15 protein-coding genes are annotated in these 18,419 nt (G+C 72.7%); 4 read left to right on the forward strand and 11 right to left on the reverse strand.

What is annotated here, in order from left to right; all coding sequences use genetic code 11:
* Positions 1-160: 160 nt before the first annotated feature.
* From AC07DU_RS22855 to AC07DU_RS22900, 10 genes are all read right to left on the reverse strand, one after another.
* A complete protein-coding gene (locus AC07DU_RS22855; protein WP_479113220.1) occupies positions 161-1,138 on the reverse strand; it encodes an NAD(P)H-quinone oxidoreductase in 978 nt (325 codons plus the stop codon).
* Between the two features lie 26 nt (positions 1,139-1,164).
* Positions 1,165-2,265: a potassium channel family protein gene (locus AC07DU_RS22860; protein ID WP_479029420.1), complete on the reverse strand. Its 1,101-nt coding sequence runs from the start codon at positions 2,263-2,265 to the stop codon at positions 1,165-1,167.
* Positions 2,253-3,548: a molybdopterin molybdotransferase MoeA gene (locus AC07DU_RS22865; protein ID WP_479113222.1), complete on the reverse strand. Its 1,296-nt coding sequence runs from the start codon at positions 3,546-3,548 to the stop codon at positions 2,253-2,255. The genes AC07DU_RS22860 and AC07DU_RS22865 overlap by 13 nt, the downstream gene beginning before the upstream one ends.
* The gene (locus AC07DU_RS22870; protein ID WP_479029423.1) at positions 3,545-4,435 is read right to left on the reverse strand and encodes an NTP transferase domain-containing protein; all 891 of its coding nucleotides are present in this window, start codon (positions 4,433-4,435) and stop codon (positions 3,545-3,547) included. Before AC07DU_RS22870 ends, AC07DU_RS22865 begins: the two co-directional genes overlap by 4 nt.
* Positions 4,436-4,485: 50 nt before the next feature.
* Positions 4,486-5,022: a bacterial proteasome activator family protein gene (locus AC07DU_RS22875; protein ID WP_360897242.1), complete on the reverse strand. Its 537-nt coding sequence runs from the start codon at positions 5,020-5,022 to the stop codon at positions 4,486-4,488.
* A 93-nt stretch (positions 5,023-5,115) separates the two neighbouring features.
* Entirely contained in the window at positions 5,116-7,872 is a 2,757-nt protein-coding gene (locus AC07DU_RS22880) for an ABC transporter permease (protein WP_479113429.1), read from the reverse strand.
* Between the two features lie 101 nt (positions 7,873-7,973).
* Positions 7,974-8,726 (reverse strand): ABC transporter ATP-binding protein, encoded by a 753-nt coding sequence (locus tag AC07DU_RS22885; protein WP_360897244.1) that lies wholly within the window; start codon positions 8,724-8,726, stop codon positions 7,974-7,976.
* A gap of 25 nt (positions 8,727-8,751) precedes the next feature.
* Positions 8,752-9,441, reverse strand: a complete 690-nt coding sequence (locus AC07DU_RS22890) for a PadR family transcriptional regulator (RefSeq protein WP_479029426.1) — start codon at positions 9,439-9,441, stop codon at positions 8,752-8,754.
* 97 nt (positions 9,442-9,538) lie between these two features.
* Entirely contained in the window at positions 9,539-9,952 is a 414-nt protein-coding gene (locus AC07DU_RS22895; protein WP_479029428.1) for a hypothetical protein, read from the reverse strand.
* A 165-nt stretch (positions 9,953-10,117) separates the two neighbouring features.
* A complete protein-coding gene (locus AC07DU_RS22900; RefSeq protein ID WP_479113224.1) occupies positions 10,118-11,779 on the reverse strand; it encodes a protein kinase domain-containing protein in 1,662 nt (553 codons plus the stop codon).
* A gap of 229 nt (positions 11,780-12,008) precedes the next feature.
* Between AC07DU_RS22900 and AC07DU_RS22905 the strand changes: the two genes are divergently transcribed.
* A complete protein-coding gene (locus AC07DU_RS22905) occupies positions 12,009-13,592 on the forward strand; it encodes a protein kinase domain-containing protein (protein WP_479113226.1) in 1,584 nt (527 codons plus the stop codon).
* A 160-nt stretch (positions 13,593-13,752) separates the two neighbouring features.
* Here AC07DU_RS22905 and AC07DU_RS22910 read toward each other — a convergent pair whose 3' ends face one another.
* Positions 13,753-14,412: a response regulator transcription factor gene (locus AC07DU_RS22910; RefSeq protein ID WP_360897254.1), complete on the reverse strand. Its 660-nt coding sequence runs from the start codon at positions 14,410-14,412 to the stop codon at positions 13,753-13,755.
* Positions 14,413-14,735: 323 nt separating this feature from the next.
* On the opposite strand from AC07DU_RS22910, the gene pdhA reads away from it, so the two are divergent.
* Genes pdhA through AC07DU_RS22925 form a run of 3 tightly spaced genes read left to right on the forward strand, consistent with a single transcriptional unit; the run spans position 14,736 to position 18,336 of the window.
* Positions 14,736-15,935 (forward strand): pyruvate dehydrogenase (acetyl-transferring) E1 component subunit alpha, encoded by a 1,200-nt coding sequence (gene pdhA / locus AC07DU_RS22915; protein WP_361947642.1) that lies wholly within the window; start codon positions 14,736-14,738, stop codon positions 15,933-15,935.
* Entirely contained in the window at positions 15,935-16,915 is a 981-nt protein-coding gene (locus AC07DU_RS22920) for an alpha-ketoacid dehydrogenase subunit beta (protein ID WP_360897258.1), read from the forward strand. The genes pdhA and AC07DU_RS22920 overlap by 1 nt, the downstream gene beginning before the upstream one ends.
* An 11-nt stretch (positions 16,916-16,926) precedes the next feature.
* The gene (locus AC07DU_RS22925) at positions 16,927-18,336 is read left to right on the forward strand and encodes a dihydrolipoamide acetyltransferase family protein (RefSeq protein ID WP_360897260.1); all 1,410 of its coding nucleotides are present in this window, start codon (positions 16,927-16,929) and stop codon (positions 18,334-18,336) included.
* Positions 18,337-18,419 lie beyond the last annotated feature (83 nt).

Raw genomic sequence — 18,419 nt, forward strand, 5'->3', positions numbered from 1 at the left:
TTGGTGTTGTTGTGCTGTGAGGGGACGCTCGCGGGGTTTCTCCACCCCTTCTTCGGGGGGGGGGGGGGGGGGGTGGGGGGGGGGGGGAGGGGGGAGGGGGGGGGGGGGGGGGGGGGGGGGGGGGGGGCCCCCCCCCCCCCCCCGCCGCGCTACCCGGTGCTCAGACCGTGAGCAGCAGCTTGCCCACGTGGGCGCTCGACTCCAGGAGCCGGTGGGCCTCGGCCGCCTCGGCCATGGGGAACCTCCCGTGCACCACCGGGCGGACGCGGCCCGCGGCGATCAGGGGCCACACGTGCTCCCGTACGGCCGCGACGATGGCCGCCTTCTCCTCCAGGGGGCGGCCCCGCAGGGAGGTGGCCGTGATCGCCGCACGCTTGGCCAGCAGCGCGCCCAGGTTCAGTTCGGCCTTCACCCCGCCCTGGAGGCCGATCACCGCGAGCCGGCCGTTGACGGCCAGCGCCGCCACGTTCCGGGCCAGGTACTTCGCGCCGATGATGTCCAGGATCACGTCCGCCCCGGCGCCGCCCGTCGCCTCGCGCAGCTCCGCCACGAAGTCCTGCTCGCGGTAGTCGATCAGGATGTCGGCGCCCAGTTCCCTGCAGCGCTCCAGCTTCTCCGGGCCGCCGGCCGTCACCGCGACCCGCGCGCCGACCGCCTTCCCCAGCTGGATCGCCATCGTCCCGACGCCGCTGGACCCGCCGTGCACCAGCAGGGTTTCGCCCGGCCGCAGCCCCGCCACCATGAACACGTTGGACCACACCGTCGCGACGGCCTCGGGCAGCGCCGCCGCCGTCACCAGGTCCAGGCCCGCCGGGACCGGGAGCAGCTGGCCCGCCGGGACGGCCACCCGCTGCGCGTAGCCGCCGCCGGCCAGCAGCGCGCACACCTCGTCGCCCACCGACCAGCCGGACACCCCCGGCCCGATCGCGGCGATCCGCCCCGAGCACTCCAGCCCCGGATGGCGCGAGGCGCCGGGCGGCGGATCGTAGAACCCCTGCCGCTGGAGTACGTCGGCGCGGTTCACGGCGCTCGCCGCTACCTCGACGAGGACCTCGCCCTCGCCCGCCACCGGGTCGGGTACGTCGGTCCAGACGAGGGCCTCGGGGCCGCCGGGCTGCTCGATGGTGATCGCATGCATGGGCCGGAGGCTACGCCAACCCGCCCTTACTCGGCAGGACCCAGTGTCACCAGCGGCGCATGGGGCGGCGCCGCCCGCACGATGGTGATGAGACGGTCCGTCAACTGGATCGGGCTCGCGTGCGGGTCGTCGTACGCGAGCAGCCGGTGGCCGCGCAGCACGCTCACCACCAGGTCGCCGGTGTCCCGCACGCTCTTGCCGACCTCGGACTTGAGGGCGGGCCGTTCGATGATGTCGAGGCCGCTGCCCTGCTGGATCAGGTCCTCCATCACGGTGCCCGCGCTCGGGCTCAGCACGGAGAGGCCCAGCAGCCGGCCGGCCGCGCTCGCGCTCGTGATGACCGCGTCGGCGCCGGACTGGCGCAACAGCGGCGCGTTCTCCTCCTCGCGCACCGCCGCGACGATCTTCGCGCCGCGGTTGAGCTGCCGGGCCGTCAGCGTGACCAGGACCGCCGTGTCGTCCCGCTGGGTGGCGATGATGATCTGACGGGCCTTCTGCAGCTCCGCGCGGAGCAGGACGTCGGAGCGGGTGGCATCGCCGACCACGCCCGTGAACCCCTCCGCGTTGGCGGTGTCGATCACCTTGGCACTGGGGTCGACGATGACGACCTGCTCCTTGGAGAGGCCGGTGGCCAGCAGCGTCTGCAGCGCCGAGCGGCCCTTGGTGCCGAAGCCGACGACGACCGTGTGCTCACGCAAGTTCTTCCTCCAGCGGCTCAGCCGCCACTCTTCCCGGGTGCGCTCCGTCAGGACTTCCAGGGTGGTGCCGACCAGGATGATCAGGAACAGCACGCGCAACGGGGTGATCAGCAGGACGTTGACCAGACGCGCGCTGTCGCTGTGCGGGACGACGTCGCCGTAGCCGGTCGTCGACAGCGTCACGGTCGCGTAGTAGACGCAGTCGAGGAAATCGACCTTGCCGTTGGCGTTGTCGTGGTAGCCCGCGCGGTCCACCCAGACGATCAGCACCGTCAGGCTGAGGACGAACAGGGCCATCAGCAGACGCCGGGTGACCTGCCTCAGCGGCTGCTCGACGACGCGCGTGGGCAGCTTGATGCGCCGCGAGACGAGTTTCTCGTCGGCCTCGCGGGCCATGGAGTCCTGACCGTGAAGTTTCACGTGAAACATCCTCCCGAGGTCCACGGCAGATCGAGGATCTCCAGGTCCTGCCCGGACCGCGCGCCCTTGGGCGGTACGACGGCCAGCGCGTCGGCGGCCGCCACGCCGCGCAGCATCGCGGGGCCGTGGTAGCGCAGCGGCACCGCGTGCTCGCCGCTCAGCACCACCGGCACCAGCCGGGTGTCGTACGGGTGGCCCGGTACGTCGCTGTGGACCGGAGCCGTGTACCGGGGGCGCATGCGGCGGCCCGCGAGGGCGCGCAGCAGGGGCTCGGCGAGGGTCAGCAGCCCGGAGACGGCGGCCAGGGGGTTCCCGGGCAGCCCGACCAGGTGCCGTCCGTCGGCGCGGTCACCGATGCGGGCCAGCAGCATCGGGTGGCCGGGGCGCACCGCCACCCCGTCGACCAGCAGCTCGGCGCCGGCCTGGCGCAGCACGGGATGGACGTGGTCGACGGGGCCGGAGGCGGTGCCGCCTGTGGTGATCAGGACATCGGCGGTGGAGGTGGTGACGGCTTCCAGCAGGGCCGCGGCCCCCGCCGGGTCGTCGCCGAGCCTGCGCGTGGCGACGACCTCGGCGCCGAGGCGGGCGAGCCAGGGGCCGAGCATGGGGCTGAGGGCGTCGCGGATCAGCCCGTCGTGCGGGCGGCCCTCCGTGAGCAGCTCGTCGCCGAGCACCAGGACCTCCACGCGGGGGCGGGATCTGGTGGTCAGCTCGTCGTACCCGGCGGCCGCGGCGAGCCCCAGGGCGGCCGGGGTGACCAGGGATCCGGCGGGCAGCAGCAGGTCACCGGAGCGGCACTCCTGGCCGCGGGGGCGGATGTCCTGGCCGGTGGGCACGGGCCGGTCGGCGAAGAGCTGGGCGCCGGCCTCCCGGCAGTGCTCGCTGCGGATGACGGCGGTGGCGTCGGCGGGGATCCGGGCGCCGGTGGCGATCCGTACGGCCTCGCCGTCCGCGAGGGGCCCGGGCAGCCCGGAGCCGGCCAGGACCTCGCCGCCGGGGCGGACGGTCCACGGGCCCGGGCCGGCGACGGCCCAGCCGTCCATGGCGGAGGTGTCGAAGGACGGCAGGTCGGTCAGCGCGTCCAGGGGCTCGGCCAGCACCTCGCCCAGGGCCTGGGCGAGGGGGACGCGGTGCGTACGGGCCCGCACGCCCGCCCCGGCGTGGAAGGCGGTCTCCCGGGCCCTCGGCCAGGGCGCGGCGCGGTGGCCGCCGCCGCCCGTACCGGGGCCGGGGTCACGGCTGACCAGGGCCAGCGCCTGCTCCAGGGCCTGTTCGGCGTCGGTGGGGGTCATCCGGAGCCGTTCCGTTCGGCGTTCTCGTCGGCGGCCTTGCCGGTCGTCTCGCCGGCGTCCTCCTCGGCCGCCCAGCGCAGCGCCAGGTCAGCGGCCTTGCGGGAGGCTTCGGCGACGGCCCGGGCGGGGTCGGCGCCGGTGGCGGCGGCCTGGGCGGCCGCGTAGCCGACGAGGAAGGTGGTCAGGGGGGCGGCGGGCCGGGCGACGCCGTGGGCGGCGTCACGGGCGAGGTCGAGCAGGGTGGCGGTGTCGACGGCGACGTCGACGCCCAGCTCGGTCTTGACGGCGGTGATCCATTGGTCCAGCACGGTTCCATGCTCCCTGATGCGGGCTCGGGCGGCGGCGAGATCGTCCCAGGTGTCGCAGTCGAAGGAAGCGAGCGGCCGGGCCGTGACGGGGGTGAGGTCGAGTTCGGCGGTGAGCGCGCGCAGCGGGAGGCCGGTGAGGCTGCCGTGTTCGGTGGCGAGCAGGGCGATCTCCCGGCGCAGCGGTTCGGCGCGGTACACGGCGACCAGTGGCTGGTCACGGCCGTCGGCGTCGCGCAGCATCGCCCCGTCCGGCCCGGCCGCGAGCAGCAGGGCCCGTACGGTGTCGCGGTCCAGGAAGGGCAGGTCCGCGGAGAGTACGAGGACCAGCCCGGCGGTGGTCCGGCGCAGTCCGGCGTCCAGCGCGGCCACGGGACCGCCGCCGGGCGGATCCTCCAGGGTCCAGCGGACCGGGCGCGCGGTGGGGCGGCGGCCGCCGACCACGACGGTGGTCAGGGCGTCCGGGCAGGCGTCGAGCACGCGGTCGAGGAGGGCGCGGCCGCCGACGCTCAGCGCGGGCTTGTCCGCCCCGCCGAGTCGCCGCGCGGCGCCGCCGGCCAGCACGATCGCGTCGTAGCTCATGCCTCAGAGTATGCGGGGCCGGTTGTCCGGCCCCGCATGGCCCGGCATCCCTACAGGTAGGGGCCCGAGCGGATCGCGCCGTGGCCGCCGTCCTCGTCGTCGTGGGGAGCACCCGGCGGCAGGGCGCGGCGCATCTGTTCCAGCTGGGCCCGCGCGGCCATCTGCTGCGCGAACAGGGCGGTCTGGATGCCGTGGAAGAGGCCCTCCAGCCAGCCCACCAACTGAGCCTGCGCGATGCGCAGTTCCGCCTCGGAGGGAATGGCCTCCTCCGTGAACGGGAGGGACAGGCGCTCCAGTTCCTCCACGAGCTCAGGGGCCAGACCGTCCTCCAGCTCCTTCACCGAGGCGGCGTGGATGTCCTTGAGCCGGACCCGGCTCGCCTCGTCGAGAGGCGCGGCGCGTACCTCTTCCAGGAGTTGCTTGATCATGCTGCCGATGCGCATGACCTTGGCGGGCTGTTCGACCATCTCCGTCACGGGGACCTCGCGCGACTCGTCATCGGCGTCGCCGACCGTCATCCCGTCCTGTCCGACGATCAGGACGTGCGGGGGACTGTCCTGCGACCGTTCACTCCTCGGCATCTCCATGCCGTCATTCTCTCGCACACCTCCCGTCCTCCCACGGTGTGCCCCCGTACAGTCGTGATCCACCCTGTACGGGGGCACCGGATCAGTGCTTTCTCACCCGGCCGCCCGGCGGGCCAGCGCGCCGGTGGAACGAGTGACCAGGGCGGCCAGCAGGGCCGCGCCCAGCGGGACCACGACGAGCAGCCCGCCGAGGGTCTCCCACGGCACGGAGATCGGCACGTACGGCAGGGGGTCCACGGACGAGGTGTAGCCGTGGTCCAGGCCGTACGTGTAGAGGCGTTCCAGCTCCCGCCGCTGGGTCAGGCGCAGCCCGACCGCGGGCAGGATTCCGGCCGCCGAGCCCAGGGCGACGCCCATCAGGGCGACCACCCCGCACTGGAAGCCGCTCAGCGTCCGCCGCACCCGCGGCGGTGCGCCCACCGCGGCGAGGGTCTTCAGGTCGGCCTCGGCGTCGGCCTGGGCGAGCCCGGTGGCGATGCCGGCCGCGCCGATGGTGACCAGCCCCGCGAAGACCGTGAGGGCGAGCAGGCCCAGGCTGTCCTTGCCCTGGTAACCCTCCTCGATGCGCAAGGAGGCGTCCACGCCCATCCGGTCGATGTCCCCGGCCAGCTTTTGCCGTTGCTCGGTGCGCAGGCCTCCGTCGAGGGTGAAGTACGAGCCGTACGGCACCGTCGCCAGGCCCGCCGCCTTCGCCGCCGCGGGCGGCAGGATCAGCTCGACGCCCCAGCTGTCGGCGGTGTCGGGGGCCTGGTGGACGGTCAGGACCTTGTCCTCGCCGGGCAGTTCCCCGTCGTGTTCGCGCGAGGACTCGGCCGCGTGCGGGTCGGTCACCAGCCGCAGGGTGAGCTTGCCGTCCTTGACGTTGCGCTTGTCGAAGGAGACGGCCCGGCCCTCCTTCAGGGCGGAGACGGAGCCGGGGTCGGTGACCGCCAGCGCGGTCAGCAGCTTCTCGTCCGCGACGACGACGGGGTGCTGGGTGCCGTGCCTCATGCTCCGGCAGCGCCAGTCCTGGCGCAGCTCCTTCATCTGCTCCTCGGTGAAGGAGGCCCGGGCGCCGGCGTCGCCGTCGAGCGGGCAGCGCTGGTCCTTGGGCGTGATGATCTCCGCCCGGCCGCAGCCCGGTTCCTTGGAGTAGGTGTCACAGCTCGGATCGCCGACGGCCAGCCGCTCCACGTCCACCCGCAGCGACACCGGGAGGTGCTTGGTGAGGGCCTCGCGCAGGGCGGGCACGTCCTTGTACGCGTCGCTCTCCTGGGCCTCCAGCACCCCCGTGCCGTACGGCAGGTCGGCGACGTACTCGTGCCGGCTCTGGATGTCCCTGCTGTGCTCGTAGGTGGCCACCGCGACCGTGCCGGCGACGGCGGCCAGTACGGCGGCCACGGCGGGCGCCGTACGCCCCCGGTTGCGCACGGCGTCGCGCAGGGCGAGCCGCGGCGACAGCGGCAGCCACCGTCCGAGCCGCCCGAACAGGCCGACCAGGACGGGGGTCAGGGCCACGACGCCCAGCTCGGCCAGGGCGCTGCCGCCCGCCACGACGGTGGCGCCCATGCCGGAGGCGGTGCCGTACAGGGCGATCGCGGCGCCGCCGGCGACGGCGAGCAGTCCGATGACCGGCAGCACCCGGTTGGCGCGGCGCACCCCGCGGCGGCCGGTCAGGGAGGCCAGCACGGTCTGGCGGGACGCGGTGACCGCCGGGACGATCGCGGACAGCAGCCCGGTCACGACGGCGAGCAGGGCGATGGCGCCCAGTTCCAGCGGGCGGAAGTCGAAGCCCCCGAAGCGGTTGCCGATCTGTTCCTCCAGCACGGGGCGGAGCCCGACGGTGAGGGCCACGCCCACCACGGTGCCGGTGACGGCGGCGACGGCGCCGATCACGAGGCCGCCGGAGAGCACGATGGAGCGGATGTGGCGCCGGTCGCCGCCATTGGCGCCGACCAGGCCGAGCTGGCGGCGCGAGCGGCGGGCGCCGACCGCGAAGGCCGGCCCGGCGAGCAGGCAGATCTCCAGCATGGCCAGGCCCACGACGGTGGCCAGGATCGCCGCCTCCGTGGTGCTGGTCTCGCCGTGCTGGAAGGTCTCCTTGGGCTGCTGCCGGTAGAGGGGCACCTCGGAGTCGGCGGGCGGGTCGAGGATGACGGCGCGCGAGACGACGATCAGGCCCTTGGTGTTGGCCGCCTGGACCATGTTCCACGTGAAACCATCGCCGCCCACCTTGACCAGGTAGGCGACCCGGCCCCGGAGCTCGCGCGCGCCGGAGGCCTTCAGATCCCGTCCGAGCGGCTCGAGCAGGGTCCCGGGCGGGGCGATGATCTCGTCCCGGCCGAGCGCGGACGGCACCTCGTACGCGCCGACGATCACGTACGGGGAGGTGGCGCCGCGCGGGGTGACCGAGGAGCCGACGTGGTGACCGGAGCTCTTCAGGAAGGCCTTCGTGGCGATGACCTCGCCCGCGCGCTCGGGCAGCCGGCCGCGGTCGAGCGTGATCAGACCGGTCACCAGCGGGCTGTGCGTGTCCAGTTCGCGCAGTTCGGTGTCGAGCAGCCCGTGGGTCGTACGGACCTTGGCGTAGCTGCTGGAGTCCTTGAGGACCTGGGCGCCGGCCGGGAGCGCGGACGCGACCGAGGGCGGCTCCCCGCTGGGCCGCGACGAGCCGTTGTAGTCCTTGTAGCCGCCCACGGGGGCGTAGTTCGTGCCGTCGGGCGACTGGTAGACCGCCGTGTCCATGAACGAGGACGTCACGCGGGCGTCCGCGCCCCCCACCACGCGGGCGACGGACTGCTCGGGGGAGAGCTCGGCGCTGCGCAGGGTGAGGTCGGCGGCGCTCACCCCGACGATGGGCAGGGCGATCATGGCGAGGACGAGGGAGCTGCGGCCCTTGGCGCGCCAGGCGTCGCGGCGGGCTATGCGCAGGGCCGCGACCCAGGAGTGGTACCAGCCTCGGAGCGAGAAGGTCACAGGCCGGCCGCCTGCCCGGAGAGCAGGGAGTCGGCCCGGCTGCGCACGGTCTCGTCGACCACGCTGCCGTCGCGCAGGAAGACCACGCGGTCGGCCCAGGCCGCGAAGCGCGGCTCGTGCGTGACGAGGATCCCGGCCGCGCCCGCGTCGCAGCGCGAGCGCAGCAGGGCGAGGACGCTCTCGCCGGTCTCGGAGTCCAGGGCGCCGGTGGGTTCGTCGGCGAGGACCAGGCGGCGGTCGCCCACGAGGGCGCGGGCGATGGCCACGCGCTGCTGCTGGCCGCCGGACATCTCGTCGGGGAAGCGGTCGGCGAGCTGGCTCAGGCCGATCTCCTCCAGCGCCGCGAGGGCGCTGACCCTGGCTCTGCGGGCAGAGGTCCCGTCGAGCTCCAGGGGCAGGGCCACGTTCTCGGCGGCGGTGAGGGCGGGGATCAGGTTGTAGTCCTGGAAGACGTACCCGATGCTGCGGCGGCGCAGCGCGGCCAGCCGCTTGCGGCTCGCGGTGGTGATGTCGGTGCCCTCGACGAGCACATGGCCGCTGGTCGGGGTGTCGAGTCCGCCCGCGAGGGTGAGCAGCGTGGACTTGCCGGAGCCGGAGGGCCCCATGACGGCGACGAGTTCGCCGGGGAAGACGGACAGGTCGATGCCGCGCAGGGCGTGCACCTCGGTGGCGCCGCTGCCGTGGGTGCGTACGAGCCGGTCCAGTTGCAGGACGGGTCGTTCGGGCTGGTGCGGATGCTGGTCAGGCATGAAGGGTCCCCCCTGGAACGGTGGTTCAGCCACGCCGCGTGCGGGCGGTGCGGGGCCGGGTGGTCGGGGCCGGGGCTTGGGCTTGCGCTTGGGCCGGGGCTTGGGTGCCGGTGTCGGATCCGGCTGGGGCGGCCTGAGGCGGTTCGGGCGTGGTGGCTCTCCGGTCGGCCGGCAGGGAGAGCCGGACGAGCCGGGCTTCGCAGTGGTCGAGCCAGCGGGCCTCGGCCTCGGTCTGGAAGATCAGTTGCTCCAGGACGAGCAGCCAGGCCACGTCGTCGCGTTCGCGGGACCGGCCGCCCTCGATCGCGGCGAGCGCGGTGGCCTTGAGCCGGGTGTAGTCCTGCATCGCCTTGATCGTGGCGTGCCGTTGGGCCTGGATGACGGCGCGGATGTCCACGCCGGGGGCGCCCACGGCCATGGCGAGCTTGATGGACAGCTCGTCGCGCGGCGGGTGGGCGCGGTCCACGGGGCGTTCGTACCACTCGTGCAGTTCGGCGCGTCCGGTGTCGGTGATGGCGTAGAGGGTGTGGCCGGCGGCGTCTTCGCCGCCGGGGGCGACGAGGCCGTCGCGTTCGAGGCGGGCGAGCGTGGTGTACACCTGCCCGACGTTGAGCGGCCAGGTGGAGCCGGTGCGGGATTCGAACTCGGTGCGCAGCTGGGAGCCGTACCGAGGACCCCGTTCCAGCAGGGCGAGAAGGCCGTGACGGATCGACATACTGAGTATGTATACCGAGTATGTCCACGCAGGGCAACCATCTCGGGTCGTACGCCGTAGGGAGGAGGGCGGGGAAGTCAGCGGAGGGGGGATGGGTTCAAAGGCCCCGTCGCAGCCGCATGCCGAGGTAGCCCAAGCCCAGCCCCATCAGGGCGAATCCGGTCCCCAGGGGCAGTATGTGCGCGGCCAGGTCGGCGGCTCGGTCGTTCGGTTCGGTGCCGAGCGCGCGGGTCGCCTCATGCGGCGTCGGGCTCGGGGGCGGGGCGACGGGCGGCGGGCTCGCGCGCTCGGGGCGCGGGCGCACCGGCAGCGGGCGGGCGGCGACCATCATCTCGGGGTTCGGGGGCTCGCCCGCAGGTCGTCCGGGCCGCTCCCGCCCGGCGCCGGCGGCGCTGCCGGCCAGTTCCCCGTGCGGTTCGTCGGTCGCGGCGGCGGGCGCGGCGGGCAGGAGCGCGAGGGCGACCAGTGCGGCGCAGGCGAGCCAGCGCGGCGGGCGGAAGCCTTGGATCACGGGGAGCCCCTCCCGTCCCTGGGGTCCCCCCGGGCGAAGTCTGGGGGAGACCGAGTGTCCCGCCAGATTTGCATAATGGGGCAAAAGCGGCATCCCGGGTGCCCCATCGGGGTGCCCGGGATGCCGGTGTGTCGTGCTGCCGCCGCTCAGGCGGGCGCCGGTCCGCTACTCCGGATTGCCCGTGGACACGGTCAGCGTGTACTCCGTGCCCTCCTTGGCGATCTTCTCGCCGGCGGCCGGCGACTGGATCAGCACGGTGTCCTTGCCGTACACGGCCTCGTCCTTGTCGATGATCTTGTATTTGCCGCCCGAGGCCTGGATGCACTCCTTCACGGACAGCAGGTTCTTGTACGTGAAGTCCGGCGCCGAGTACTTGCCGGCCTCGCTGTAGTGCTTCACCGGCTCCGTGCACTTCTTCGGGTCGATCGTGCGCGTGACGTCGGGCCCCTTGAACCCGGCCTTGGCGGACGCGGACGCGGAAGTGGAGCTTCCCGGGCGCGCGGTGTCCTTCTTGTCCTTGTCGTCGCCGCCCATCGAGATCGCCGCGATCAGACCGCCGACGGCCAGCAGGGCCACCGCGACCGCGCCCACCACCAGCGGCGTGTTCCGCTTCCCGGACCCGCCCCCGGCGGACGGGGACGCCGTGGACGCCGGGGAGATCGTGTACGGCGGCGGGGTGTGCGGCGCGTACTGCTGCGGCGCGGGCGTGTGGGGGTAGGCGTAGCCGCCCTGCGCGTGCGACTGCGGGGCGGGCGTCGGCGCGTACGGGGCCGGCGTGGGGGTGTGCGGCGCCTGGTACGGCTGCTGCACCGACTGCGGCGGCGCCTGGAAACCGGAGTCCACCGGCGGGAACACGGCCGAGGCCACCCCCGCACCGCTGCTCAGGGGTCCGTGGCCCTGGACGATGACCGGCGCCCCGGTGTGCCCGGAGGACAACACCCGCGCGACCTCGTCCCCCATGGCCGCGGCCGTGGGGAAACGCTCGTTCGGGTTCTTCTTCAGGGCCCGCGCCACCAGCGCGTCCATCGCCGGGGTCAGCGTCCGGTTGATGCTGGACGGAGCGACCGGCTCCTCCTGGACGTGGGCGTACGCGATGGCCAGCGGCGAGTCCGCGTCGAACGGGATCCGCCCCGTCAACAGCTGGAAGAGCATGATGCCGACGGAGTACAGGTCGGAACGGGCGTCGACCCCGCGCCCCAGCGCCTGCTCGGGCGAGAGGTACTGCGGCGTGCCGACGACCATGCCGGTCTGCGTCATCGAGGTGACCCCCGACTGCATGGCGCGGGCGATGCCGAAGTCCATGACCTTGACCACGCCGCGCTTGTTCACCATGACGTTGCCGGGCTTGATGTCGCGGTGGACGAGCCCCATCTCGTGGCTGGTCTCCAGGGCGGCCAGCACGTCGGCCGTCACCTTCAGCGCCTTGTCCGCCGGCATGGCGCCGTACTGGCGGATGTCCGCCTCCAGCACCGAGCCGAGCGGCTGGCCCTCCACGTACTCCATGACGATGTACGGCATCACCGCGCCGTCGCCCGCCCCGGAGCCGCCGAACGTCACTTCGCCCTCACCGGTATCGAACACCGAGACGATGTTCGTGTGCGACAGTTTGGCTACAGCCTGCGCTTCGCGGCGGAACCGCTCGCGGAAGGACTGCTCCCGGCCCAGGTCGCTGTGCAGGGTCTTGATGGCGACCTGCCGGTCGAGGGCGGTGTCGTAGGCCAGGTACACGGAGGCCATGCCGCCCGCCCCCAGCAAGTCCCTTAGCTGGTAACGGCCACCGGCCAGAGAGCCGCCCGCGTACTGGCCCTGAGTGCCGTCCTGGCTCATGACTGTTGCTTCCCCTCGGGATGTGTCCCCACGCCGCTGGCTGGGCGCATGTGGCGCCCAGTCTGCCGGAGGGCAAGCACACGTCAAGCCAGGTGCCCGTTCCGTGACCACACGCGTACAGGGTGGCCTTCTCCGAACGGTGACCGGTTGCGAGGCTGTAGCGTTCGTCGGAGTACCGAGAAGAGGACTACCGCTGAGCGGCGGCCGAGACATACGACGGCGAGGACTGATGGCACCCGAACCCGAGGGAAACGGCGCCGGGATGACCGATGGTCCTGAGCACTGGGGCGCCGGCGGCCTGGTGGGAGACGGCCGTTACCGGCTGACGCACCGGCTGGGCCGCGGCGGCATGGCCGAGGTCTTCGCCGCCGAGGACGTGCGCCTGGGCCGCACCGTCGCCGTGAAGCTGCTGCGCGCCGACCTGGCCGAGGACCCGGTGTCCAAGGCCCGCTTCACCCGTGAGGCACAGTCGGTCGCCGGGCTCAACCACCACGCCGTCGTCGCCGTGTACGACTCGGGCGAGGACCGGATCGGCCCGACCACCGTCCCGTACATCGTGATGGAGCTCGTCGAGGGCCGCACCATCCGTGAACTGCTGCTCAGCGCCGAGGCCCCCGGCCCCGAGCAGGCGCTCATCATCACCTCGGGCGTGCTCGAAGCGCTCGCGTACTCGCACCAGCACGGCATCGTGCACCGCGACATCAAGCCCGCGAACGTCATCATCACCGAGACGGGCGCGGTGAAGGTGATGGACTTCGGCATCGCCCGCGCCCTGCACGGCGCGCAGTCCACGATGACGCAGACCGGCATGGTCATGGGCACCCCGCAGTACCTGTCGCCCGAGCAGGCCCTCGGCAAGGCCGTCGACCACCGCTCCGACCTGTACGCGACCGGCTGCCTGCTCTACGAACTCCTCGCCCTGCGGCCCCCCTTCACCGGCGAGACCCCGCTGTCGGTGGTCTACCAGCACGTCCAGGACGCGCCCGTGCCGCCCTCGCAGCTGCCGGAGGGCCACCACATCCCGCAGGAGCTCGACGGCCTGGTGATGCGCGCCCTGGCGAAGGACCCGGACGACCGGTTCCAGAGCGCCGAGGAGATGCGCGGGCTGGTCCAGTACGCGCTGCAGATGCTGCACGACCAGGGGCCGAACACCGGTACCTGGAACACCGGCCCGGTCGCCATGGCCCTGCCGCACGGCCGGGGCGGCGGCGCGACCACGGCCATGCCCGTGAGCGGGACCGGCGGTCAGCAGCCGTACCCCTCGAACGCCATGACCTCGCAGTTCCAGCAGCCCATGGTGCCCGCGCTGAACCCGGACGACGGCACGGCCTTCCCCGGCGGCCACGGCGGGCCGGGCGGCCACGGCGGCGGCTACGACGGCTACGACGACCGCGGCGGCAGCGGCAGCCGGTGGAAGATGTGGCTGTTCGCGGTGCTCGCGATCATCGCGATCGCCGGCGGCGTCGCCTACGCGGTCAGCACCGTGGGCAAGGACCACAAGAAGACGCCGGAGACCACGCAGACCACTCCGGGCGGGCAGCAGAGCACGTCCGCCTCCCCGGACGCCTCGCCGTCGCAGCACTCCCAGGACAACTCGCCCAGCTACAGCGACAACACGGCCACGGCGACCCGCAGCAGGACGGCGAGCAGCAGCGCGTCGGCGTCCGCGTCCGCTTCGCAGTCCGCGACCGCGTCCGCCTCCGCCTCGGCCTCGTCCGCGACGAAGTCCCCGACGGCCACGGCGACGAAGCCGCCGACGCCTCCGACGACCAAGCCGGTGGAGACGGGCGGCGGCGCCCAGGCCGAGGACTGAGGCACGCTCACAGACGCGTACAGGTGTACGGGAACGGGCCCGGCGGAATCAATTTCTGCCGGGCCCGTTCCCGTACAGCCGTTCCCGTTTCCAGCCGCCCAAACACCGTTTCGGTGACCGTGACCGACAGAGCCGGAAATCACCGGAAAGGGGAGCTCGGCTATCGCCGCTCCGCCTGCAGGCGGGCCACGTAGGCCGCGGCCTGGGAGCGCCGCTCCATGCCCAGCTTGGAAAGCAGGCTGGAGACGTAGTTCTTGATCGTCTTTTCGGCGAGGTGGAGCCGCTCGCCGATGACGCGGTTGGTCAGTCCCTCGCCGATCAGGTCGAGGATCTTGCGCTCCTGCTCGGTGAGGTGCGAGAGGCGGTCGTCCCCCCTGCCGTTCGTGCCGTCGCGCAGCCGCTCCAGGACCCGGGCGGTCGCGACGGGGTCGAGCAGCGACCTGCCCGCCGCGACGTCGCGTACGGCGCTCAGCAGCTCATTGCCGCGGATCGCCTTCAGCACGTACCCCGAGGCGCCCGCCATGATCGCGTCGAACAGCGCCTCGTCGTCGGCGAACGAGGTCAGCATGAGGCACTTGATGTCCTCGTTCTGGGAGCGCACCTCGCGGCAGACCTCCACGCCGCTGCCGTCCGGCAGGCGGACATCGAGGACGGCCACGTCAGGACGGGTGGCGGGAATCCGGACCAAGGCGTCCGTCGCGGTACCGGCCTCGCCGACGATCTCGATGTCCTCTTCGACCGACAAGAGCTCGTGAACACCGCGACGTACCACTTCGTGGTCGTCCAGGAGGAATACCTTGATTTTTCCGTCTTCGCGCACGAAGTCAGTTTCACACACTCACCCCTTCCCTGCCGGAGTTACCCGGGATAACGTGCCGTTGTTCCCGGCCCCTGCAAGGCTGTGACCAGTGGTTGTTCCCGCTTCAGTCGATTTACTTGGAAATCCAAGCAAAATCGCAGGTCAAACGGGGTTTCGCAGTTATGCGGCGCACTGGGTAACGTGCATTGCGCAGGGCACTCGCCGGGGCACCTGTCACGCCTGAATCCCTACGCGACGCACCCACCCCGTGCGCGCGTCCGGGATCCAGGTGAGCCGCACTGGACCCCGGAGAACCCGGGTGCCGGACCGACGGAGGAGCACACGTGACCGTGGAGAGCACTGCCGCGCGCAAGCCGCGACGCAGCAGCGGCACCAAGCGGGCGGCAGGCGCGGCCAACGCCGCCAAGCCCACCGCTGCCACCGCGCAGACGCAGAACGCCGAACCTCAGCTCGTACAGCTGCTGACGCCCGAAGGGGAACGGGTCGACAACGCGGAAAACGCGGAGTTCGCCCCCTTCGTCGCCGACATCACCACCGAGGACCTGCGCGGGCTCTACCGCGACATGGTCCTGACCCGCCGTTTCGACGGCGAGGCGACCGCCCTGCAGCGCCAGGGGGAGCTGGGCCTGTGGGCCTCGCTCCTGGGCCAGGAGGCCGCGCAGATCGGCTCCGGCCGCGCGCTGAACGACGACGACTACGTCTTCCCGACCTACCGTGAGCACGGTGTGGCCTGGTGCCGTGGCGTCGACCCGACCAACCTGCTCGGCATGTTCCGCGGCGTGAACCACGGCGGCTGGGACCCGAACACCAACAACTTCCACCTCTACACGATCGTCATCGGCTCGCAGACGCTCCACGCGACCGGTTACGCGATGGGTGTGGCCAAGGACGGCGCGGACTCCGCGGTCATCGCCTACTTCGGCGACGGCGCGTCCAGCCAGGGCGACGTCGCCGAGGCGTTCACGTTCTCGGCCGTCTACAACTCCCCCGTGGTGTTCTTCTGCCAGAACAACCAGTGGGCGATCTCCGAGCCGACCGAGCGCCAGATGCGCGTGCCGCTCTACCAGCGCGCCCAGGGCTTCGGCTTCCCGGGCGTCCGCGTCGACGGCAACGACGTCCTGGCCTGCCTGGCCGTGACCCGCTGGGCCCTGGACCGGGCGCGCCGCGGCGAGGGCCCGACCCTGGTCGAGGCGTTCACGTACCGGATGGGTGCGCACACCACCTCCGACGACCCGACGAAGTACCGGCGGGACGAGGAGACGGCGGCCTGGGAGGCGAAGGACCCGATCCTGCGCCTGAAGGCCCACCTGCTGGCCGGCGGCGGCGCCGACGAGGCGTTCTTCGCGGAGCTGGAGGCGGAGAGCGAGACCCTGGGCAAGCGCGTGCGCGAGGCCGTGCGCGCCATGCCCGACCCCGACACCATGGCGATCTTCGAGAACGTCTACGCGGACGGGCACGCGCTCGTCGACGAGGAGCGCGCCCAGTTCGCCGCCTACCTCGCGTCCTTCGAGGAGGGTCACTGATGGCTGTCGAGAAGATGTCGATCGCGAAGGCGCTCAACGAGTCGCTGCGCAAGGCCCTGGACACGGACCCCAAGGTCCTGATCATGGGCGAGGACGTCGGCAAGCTGGGCGGTGTCTTCCGGATCACCGACGGCCTGCAGAAGGACTTCGGCGAGGAGCGGGTCATCGACACCCCGCTCGCCGAGTCGGGCATCGTCGGCACCGCCATCGGCCTGGCCCTGCGCGGGTACCGGCCGGTCGTGGAGATCCAGTTCGACGGTTTCGTGTTCCCGGCGTACGACCAGATCGTCACGCAGCTCGCGAAGATGCACGCCCGTGCGCTGGGCAAGATCAAGCTGCCGGTGGTCGTGCGCATCCCGTACGCGGGCGGCATCGGCGCGGTCGAGCACCACAGCGAGTCCCCCGAGGCGCTGTTCGCCCACGTGCCGGGTCTCAAGGTGGTCTCCCCGTCGAACGCGAGCGACGCGTACTGGATGCTCCAGCAGGCGATCCTCAGCGACGACCCGGTGATCTTCTTCGAGCCGAAGCGGCGTTACTGGGACAAGGGCGAGGTCGACGTCGACGCGATCCCCTACCCGCTGCACACGGCGCGCGTGACCCGCGAGGGCTCCGACGTCACCCTGGCCGCCTACGGCCCGATGGTGAAGGTCTGCCTGGAGGCGGCGGCCGCGGCGGCCGAGGAGGGCAAGTCGGTCGAGGTCGTCGACCTGCGCTCGATGTCCCCGGTCGACTTCGACGGGATCCAGGCGTCGGTGGAGAAGACCCGCCGGCTCGTGGTCGTCCACGAGGCCCCGGTGTTCCTCGGCGTGGGCGCGGAGATCGCCGCCCGCATCACGGAGCGGTGCTTCTACCACCTGGAGGCGCCGGTCCTGCGCGTGGGCGGTTTCCACGCCCCGTACCCGCCGGCCCGCCTGGAGGACGAGTACCTGCCGGGCCTGGACAGGGTGCTCGACGCCGTCGACCGCTCGCTGGCGTACTGAGGAGCACGTTCATGACCATCCGCGAATTCAAGATGCCCGACGTGGGCGAGGGCCTCACCGAGGCCGAGATCCTCAAGTGGTACGTCCAGCCCGGTGACACGGTCACCGACGGCCAGGTCGTCTGCGAGGTCGAGACGGCCAAGGCCGCCGTGGAACTGCCGATCCCGTTCGACGGTGTCGTGCACGCGCTCCTCTTCGAGGAGGGCACCACGGTCGACGTCGGCCAGGTCATCATCTCCGTGCAGACGGAGGGCGGCGCCGCCGAGGCTCCGGCCCAGGAGGCGGCGTCCCCGGTCGCCGCGGCCGAACCGGCCCCGGCGGCCCGCCAGCCGGTCCTCGTGGGCTACGGCGTCTCCGAGGCCTCCACCAAGCGCCGGCCGCGCAAGGCGGGCCCGGCGGCCGCGGTGGCCGCGCAGAACGGCACGGCCACCGCCGCCCCGGAGGCTCCGGCCGCTGCGGCCGCGCCCGTGCTCCCCGGCGTCCCGGCCCAGCCGGCCGGCGAGCGTCCGCTCGCCAAGCCTCCGGTCCGCAAGCTCGCCAAGGACCTCGGTATCGACCTGGCCGCGGTGGTCCCCACCGGCGACGGCGGGGTCGTGACCCGGGAGGACGTCCACGCGGCGGCCGCCGCGGCGATCACCCCGCAGGCCGCGCCCGCCCCGGCCGCCGCTCCGGCCCCGGTGTCGGCCGCGGCCCCCCAGGCCGCGCCGGCCGAGCCGTCCGCGCGGGAGACCCGTATCCCGGTCAAGGGCGTCCGCAAGGTCACCGCCCAGGCCATGGTCGGCTCGGCCTTCACCGCGCCGCACGTCACCGAGTTCATCACGCTCGACGTGACGCGCACGATGAAGCTGGTCCAGGAGCTCAAGGACGACCCGGACCTCGCCGGTCTGCGGATCAACCCGCTGCTGCTGATCGCCAAGGCCGTCCTGGTGGCCATCCGCCGCAACCCGGACGTCAACGCGTCCTGGGACGAGGCGGCCCAGGAGATCGTGCTCAAGCACTACGTCAACCTGGGCATCGCGGCGGCCACCCCGCGCGGCCTGATCGTCCCGAACATCAAGGACGCCCACGCCAAGACGCTCGGCGAGCTGTCGACGGCCCTGTCCGAGCTGGTCGCCACGGCCCGCGACGGCAAGACCTCCCCGGCCGACATGCAGAACGGCACCATCACCATCACCAACGTCGGCGTCTTCGGCGTCGACACCGGTACGCCCATCCTGAACCCCGGCGAGTCCGCGATCCTCGCGGTCGGTGCGATCAAGCTCCAGCCGTGGGTCCACAAGGGCAAGGTGAAGCCGCGTCAGGTCACCACCCTGGCCCTGTCGTTCGACCACCGTCTCATCGACGGCGAGCTCGGCTCCCGCTTCCTGGCCGACATCGCGGCGGTCCTGGAACACCCCCGCCGCCTGATCACCTGGTCGTAGCGGCACCACGCGTACGAAGCGCCGATGGCCGGTCTCCCCCGTGGAGGCCGGCCATCGGCTTTGGTGGAACCATCCGAAGCCCT

It is taken from the genome of Streptomyces sp. NPDC045695 (genome assembly GCF_056432025.1).